Raw genomic sequence first — 6,120 nt, 5'->3', positions numbered from 1 at the left:
GGGCCGAACAGTCTCTTCGCCTCGAGCGGGATGATCGGCGTCGTATCCGTCGACAGCGGAAAGGTAGCGGCTTCCGGTGGCGCCCGCACCTCGGGAACTCGAACGCGGCGTAGGCTGTGAATGCTGATCGAAAAATGCCCCCCATCGGCGTCGTCGGGCCCCTTCAGGCCATTGATTTCATTGAATTGAAACGATGGGATCCCCACGCCGATCATGGTTGAGACCCCACGCCGCAACACAGTCCTCGGCCGAAACTGGCCGAGGTTCATAGTAGACCGTGCTGCGGGCGAGGTTCAGGACCTTCTCGGTTTGCCGCGTCCCAAGATCGCCTACAATCTTTCGGACTATACCAAGCAGGGTATCGCGGCTGCGTTCCTGCTGAAGAACGTGATCTTCAGGAAACTGGGTGCTGAGGACTTCACCAAGACTCTTCCCGGTCGTCGGTCGTGTCCCACATAGTGGTGTATGTAGTCGTCCGTGAAGATCGGCTAAGCAATTGAGCTAGAATCGCATTTGTCGTTGCGGACTGTTTTGCGATTGCAGGATTTTGAAGCTTCGGGCATCGGAACCTTGCAATTTCATTTTCAGGATTCCGTCGAATCGCCAGTCATGATTCCGTCGGCGCATCGGAGGTGGCGATGCGACCGAAGAAGCACAGGACGACGGGATCGGGCGATCTGTTCCGGGCCAGGCTGGACCAAATCATCAATATGAAGCACGAGCTGGTTCAACTCGCCGGCAAGGTCGATTGGGACTGGATCGACGGCGAGATCGCGCCGCTCTATAGCGAGAACGGTCGGCCGGGCATCGCGACCCGCTTCATGATCGGGCTGCTGTTGCTCAAGCACATTTACGGCCTGTCCGATGAGGGGCTGTGCGAGCGCTGGGTCCACGACCCGTATTTCCAATACTTCTCCGGCGAAGAGTTCTTTCAGCACGCGTTCCCGCACGAGCGCTCGGACCTGAGCCACTGGCGCAAGCGGCTCGGCGACAAGCTGGAACTGTTGCTGGCCGAGAGTTTGCGGGTGGCGCACGAGACCGGCGCGTTACGCAGCCAAGACCTCAAGCGGGTCACGGTCGATACCACCGTGCAGCCGAAGGCCATCACCTTCCCGACCGATGCCAAGCTGCTGCACGCGGCGATCAAGGGGCTCAACCGCCTGGCGAGGAAGCACGGGGTCAAGCTGCGACAATCCTATCTTCGCATTGCCAAGACCGCGGCAATGATGGCTTCCCGCTACGCCCATGCCAAGCAATTCAAGCGGCATCAGCGGCAGTTGCGCATCCTGCGTAGCCGACTGGGCCGGATCATCCGCGACATCCGCCGCAAGATCGAAGGGCAGGAAGCGCTCGAGAACGCGTTCGCACTGCCGCTCAGCCGGGCCACGCAGATCCGTTCGCAGCAGCAGCGCCAGCGCGGCTGGAAGCTGTATTCCTTCCATGCTCCGGAGGTGGAGTGCATCGGCAAGGGTAAGGCCAGCGCTCCTTACGAGTTCGGGGTGAAGGCCTCCATCGTCACCAACAACCGCCGTGCTCCTGGGGGCCTGTTCGTGCTGCACGCCAAGGCGCTGCCCGATAACCCCTACGACGGTCACACCTTGCGGGACGCCATCGACCGCACCGAGACACTCACCGGCTGTGCGATCGAGCGCGCCTATGTCGACAAGGGATACCGCGGCCACGACGCGCAAGATCCCCGTCGCGTCTTCATCTCCGGCCAGAAGCGCGGCGTCTTCGGTGTCATCAAGCGCGAGCTGCGCCGCCGCTCCGCCATCGAGCCCATCATCGGACACCTGAAGGCCGAAGGTCACCTCGGCCGCTGCTACCTCAAGGGCCGCCAGGAGACGCCGCCAACGTCGTCCTCTCAGCCATGGGCCACAACTTCCGCCGCATCCTCGCCTGGCTCAGGAAGCTCTTGCGCTTCATCCTGATCGCTCTTTGGCCCGCCTTCGCAACCCCAGTCGCCCTCGACCCCGCTTGTTAACGGACGACTATGTAGCTGGTTAGCAAAGCCGCTCGCGACGCGCGCTCCCCAATAGCGCCGTAGCGAGCGAGCGGCTTTGCGGGTGGTCACCGATGATTCGTCGGTAAGGTTTGGGTTGCGACACCAACCTGATTCGAGGAACCACCGATGACCGACGACATGATGAACCTGCGTGCACTCGTGGAGAAGACCCCTGATGCCGATCTTTTGCGCGATATGATCGGCTTTGCCGCCCACCGGCTGATGGAGCTCGAGGTCGAGGGACTGACGGGGGCAGCCTACGGGGAGAAGAGCCAGGAGCGGCTGGCCCAACGCAATGGCTACCGCGACCGGACCTGGGAGACCCGCGCCGGCACGGTCGAGCTGCGCATCCCCAAGCTTCGCAAAGGATCCTACTTCCCGGGCTTCCTCGAACCGCGGCGGATGGCGGAGAAGGCCCTCACGGCAGTGGTGCAGGAGGCCTATGTGCAGGGCGTCTCCACCCGCTCGGTCGACGACCTGGTGCAGGCCATGGGCATGAGCGGCATCTCAAAGAGCCAAGTGTCGCGGCTGTGTACCGAGATCGACGACAAGGTGAAGGCCTTTCTAAACCGGCCGATCGAGGGCGACTGGCCCTACCTGTGGATCGACGCCACCTATGTGAAGGTGCGCCAGAACGGGCGCATCGTATCGGTCGCGGTGATCATCGCGGTCGGGGTCAACAGCGACGGCCAGCGCGAGGTTCTCGGCATGGACATCGGTCCGTCCGAGGCCGAGACGTTCTGGACCGCATTCCTGCGCAAGCTCGCCCGGCGCGGCCTGCGCGGCGTCAAGCTGGTCGTCTCCGACGCCCATGAGGGGATCAAGGCCACTGTCGGAAAGGTTCTCAACGCCAGCTGGCAGCGCTGCCGCGTGCACTTCATGCGCAACGCGCTGGCGCACGCCGGCAAGAGCGGGCGACGCGTCGTCTCCGCCTTCATTGCCACCGCTTTTGCCCAGGACGATGCTGAGGCGGCGCGGGCGCAGTGGCGGCGCATTGCCGACCAACTGCGTCCCAAATTGCCGAAACTCGCGGTCTTCCTGGATGAGGCCGAGACCGACGTGCTGGCCTATATGAGCTTCCCTGCTGCGCATCGGGCCAAGCTGCACTCGACCAATCCGCTCGAGCGCGTCAATGGCGAGATCAAGCAGCGAACCGAAGTGGTCGGCATCTTCCCAAATGAGGACGCCATCACACGCTTGGTCGGCGCAATCCTGCTCGAGCAGAACGACGAGTAGGCCGTCCAGCGCGGTCGCTACATGACGCTGGAAACCATCACGCCTTTGGGCGATGATCCCGCCGTCAGCTTCCCGGCAATCGCCAGCTGACCGATCCGGCCCCTGCCGGCGAACGCGGTCCAACCGCAATCAGCTACACCACGCCCCGGGGCACGATCCGGTGCGCGGCGGCGATCAAGGTGAGACTCCGCTCTCATCCTGATTGGGTTCTTCCGCACATTTGGTGCATCGAGAGCAACGGAAGGTCGGTCGATTTCAGGCGGCCAGAAGCACGCGTCGACGCAGTAACGGGTAACTTGCGCGACCATACATCTGTCGTTTGATGGCTTTGATCCTGCTGATCTGGCCTTCGACAGGACTGGTTGTCCAGGACGTGGTTATTGCTGCGCGGACGGCGTCGACGTCGCGCGCATGCCGTTGGCGAAGCTCTTGAGCTCGCTGTTGGCTGCTTGCGCGATCCACTCATCGAGCTCGGCGATGTCGCCGCCGCCGAGAAGGGACACAAATCGCTTCGCCAGCTCGGCTGCCGTGGCGAGTTCCGGCGCTTGCGCAAACAGGTGTCCGAGAAACAGCTTGGCTTCAGCATCGATCTGATCCAGATTCTGGCTCAAATACCAAGCACAGCGACGACGTGTAGGAGCTTTCCAGGTCGGGGGCGGTTGTGCTGCTCCTTCAAGGGCTTCACGTTCACGCCTGTTCGCGGCCCATCGCGCTATCGTCACCCGACTTCCGATATAACCCTGCTGCTGAAGCTCCCGCCAAAGCTGTGACCCACCCGGCTGCCTGAGGCTCATCGCGCTTCAAGCCATGCCTCGAAGGGCGCGAGAAGATGCGAGGGTCTATGAGGACGCGAATGCTCTGGCTCGCCGCCGGCGGCGAGCCAGCGCTGGACAGTGCGCCTGTCGATACCGAGCAGTTTGCCGATGCCGGATGTCGGACAACCTTGCGCGCGGAGGCGACAAATTTCATCCCAACGTTCGCGTCGCGCAGCTCGTCTATCCGCTCGTAATTGTGCAAGGCCCGGCGCTGGCGCGGACACGCCGGTGATCGGAGTTTTTGCGGCGGCCATGATTTGCACCGCTGCGGCTAGAGCGGTTTCCAGTTGAGGTGAATCGGAACAGTCAAAGGGGATTCCCACGGGCACGCAAATCAGATTCGGTGTTGCCCGCGACAACATGCGGGGCATGCGATGGCGAAGGGATACTCCAAGGACCTCAGGGTGCGTGCGGTTGAGCTTGTTGAGTCCGGCGAAAGCGCACGTGAGGCTGCGCGCATTCTCAATCTCGGCGCTTCGACTACGATCCGATGGATGGATCGTTGGAGGAAGACCGGAAACGTTGAGGCCAAGCCCGGCACCGGGCACAGCCGCTCGCCGTTGGAGCAGCACAAGCAGTGGCTGATCGAGCTGATCGCCGCGGAGCCGGACCTGACGCTCGAGGAGATCCGCGCGCGTCTGCGCTCTCAGAGAAAGCAAAAGGCCGGCATCGGTTCGATCTGGCGTTTCTTCGACCGTCACAGCATCACCTTCAAAAAAAACACTGCACGCCGCCGAGCAGGATCGACCTGACGTCGCTGCCGAGCGTGCCGCGCTGAAAGCCGAGCAGCCCAAGCTGCGTGCACCGCGCCTCATCTTTATCGACGAGACTGCGGTCACGACGAAGATGGTCCGGCACTATGGGCGCTCTCCTCGCGGTGAGCGCCTCGTCTCTGGCGTGCCCCATGGTCACTGGAAGACGCTGACGCTTGTCGCCGCGCTGCGCATCGATGGCCTCACGGCGCCCTATGTCATCGACGGTGCAATGGATGGGCCCTCGTTCCTGGCTTATGTCGAGCAAGTCCTGGCGCCGACCTTGCGCAAGGGCGACATCGTCTTCATGGACAACTTGCGCACTCACAAGATCGCCGGTGTCCGCGAGGCGATCGAGGCTGTCGGCGCCCGCGTGCGTTATCTGCCGGCCTACTCGCCCGACCTCAATCCAATCGAACAGGCCTTCTCCCGGTTGAAAGCTGCGCTGCGCAAAGGCGCCACCCGCACGGTCCAAGCCCTGCTCAAACTCATCGGCAAACTCGTCAAGTCGTTTGCGCCGCAGATGTGTGCCAACTACTTTAGGCATGCTGGATACACCAGATGATCCACATCATGTGGAAAATGCTCTAGATTGTGACGATGGCGACCGACCGCATGACGCAAGGCGTCCCCTAAGCTATTAAGTAAGTGCCATCGGTCCGCGACCTGAACTGCGTTGGGCGCACCACAGCGTGCGCCGTCAGCATAAAGACCCGCACGATCGCGGGCCGAAATCTTGATCCCCGGCCAGCTCTTCAGCCAGCGAGCAACACTGTCGGCGTTGCGATCCGGAAGCAGATCAAGCACGCAATTGCGCTCCAGATCGCAGATAATCGTTCCATATCCTTGGCCACGACGCCAAGCCCAATCGTCGATGCCGACGACAGTCGGAGCAGCAAAATCCGGTAAAGGGGGCCGAGTGAACCATCCGCAGCAAGGTATCGCCGCTAACCGGCATGGCGAGTTTGTGCGACAGGCGCGAGCCGGGCTCTCCGCCCACAGCAAAGCCGATCGCCAATTGGCTCTCGCCGAGACGGATTGTTCGTCTCGCTCTCGGCCGTACTGTCGTCGGTAGTCGCTCGGTAAATATTCGGCGCAGGCATCCGGGGTTCGCGCATCGAAACCGTCGCGCCTGAAGACGGATTTCGACCACCTGACCCTGCCATGGCAGATCGGCTAACAGTCGCGTGTAGTGGCTGTGGACCTGACGAGTTTGGTAGCTGCAACAGGGACAGAGCACGACCGCTGCCTTCGGTCGAGTCACGAGTACCACCCTGTCAGTTTGGGGAAGTATCTGGACAATCAAAAGCTC

At 62.1% G+C, this 6,120-nt stretch carries 6 protein-coding genes and 2 pseudogenes; 4 read left to right on the top strand and 4 right to left on the bottom strand.

Annotation, left to right across the window (positions count from 1 at the left end; all coding sequences use genetic code 11):
• Positions 1-215: hypothetical protein (locus ACVMB1_RS42055; RefSeq protein ID WP_456849828.1), on the bottom strand; the 215-nt coding region annotated here is incomplete at its 3' end.
• Between the two features lie 423 nt (positions 216-638).
• Between ACVMB1_RS42055 and ACVMB1_RS42050 the strand changes: the two are divergent.
• Positions 639-1,984: pseudogene (locus tag ACVMB1_RS42050) on the top strand (IS5 family transposase).
• Positions 1,985-2,131: 147 nt separating this feature from the next.
• Positions 2,132-3,331 (top strand): annotated as a pseudogene (locus ACVMB1_RS42045) (IS256 family transposase).
• A gap of 287 nt (positions 3,332-3,618) precedes the next feature.
• Here ACVMB1_RS42045 and ACVMB1_RS42040 read toward each other — a convergent pair.
• Positions 3,619-4,035, bottom strand: coding sequence for a hypothetical protein (locus ACVMB1_RS42040; RefSeq protein WP_253603940.1), 417 nt, complete (start codon positions 4,033-4,035; stop codon positions 3,619-3,621).
• A gap of 59 nt (positions 4,036-4,094) precedes the next feature.
• Between ACVMB1_RS42040 and ACVMB1_RS42035 the strand changes: the two genes are divergently transcribed.
• A complete protein-coding gene (locus tag ACVMB1_RS42035) occupies positions 4,095-4,250 on the top strand; it encodes a hypothetical protein (protein WP_253603942.1) in 156 nt (51 codons plus the stop codon).
• Positions 4,251-4,430: 180 nt separating this feature from the next.
• A protein-coding gene (locus tag ACVMB1_RS42030; protein WP_141343507.1) for an IS630 family transposase occupies positions 4,431-5,373 on the top strand; the annotation gives its coding sequence in 2 pieces (ribosomal slippage) (positions 4,431-4,769 and positions 4,771-5,373; 942 coding nt in all).
• Here the strand turns inward: ACVMB1_RS42030 and ACVMB1_RS42025 are convergent.
• A complete protein-coding gene (locus ACVMB1_RS42025) occupies positions 5,343-5,684 on the bottom strand; it encodes a transposase (RefSeq protein ID WP_253609782.1) in 342 nt (113 codons plus the stop codon). The two genes, ACVMB1_RS42030 and ACVMB1_RS42025, sit on opposite strands and share 31 nt — an antisense overlap.
• Entirely contained in the window at positions 5,608-6,048 is a 441-nt protein-coding gene (locus tag ACVMB1_RS42020) for a transposase family protein (RefSeq protein ID WP_253609783.1), read from the bottom strand. The genes ACVMB1_RS42025 and ACVMB1_RS42020 overlap by 77 nt, the downstream gene beginning before the upstream one ends.
• Positions 6,049-6,120: the final 72 nt, after the last annotated feature.

Source organism: Bradyrhizobium sp. USDA 4504 (genome assembly GCF_054063995.1).
The sequence above is the reverse complement of the archived record's forward strand: the minus strand, read 5'-3'. Positions and strand labels throughout refer to the sequence as shown.

Bases quoted from the DNA above. Each gene is read 5' to 3' on its own strand.
- ACVMB1_RS42035 (WP_253603942.1), top strand. From the start codon at position 4,095: ATGCTCTGGCTCGCCGCCGGCGGCGAGCCAGCGCTGGACAGTGCGCCT.
- ACVMB1_RS42040 (WP_253603940.1), bottom strand. From the start codon at position 4,035: ATGAGCCTCAGGCAGCCGGGTGGGTCACAGCTTTGGCGGGAGCTTCAG.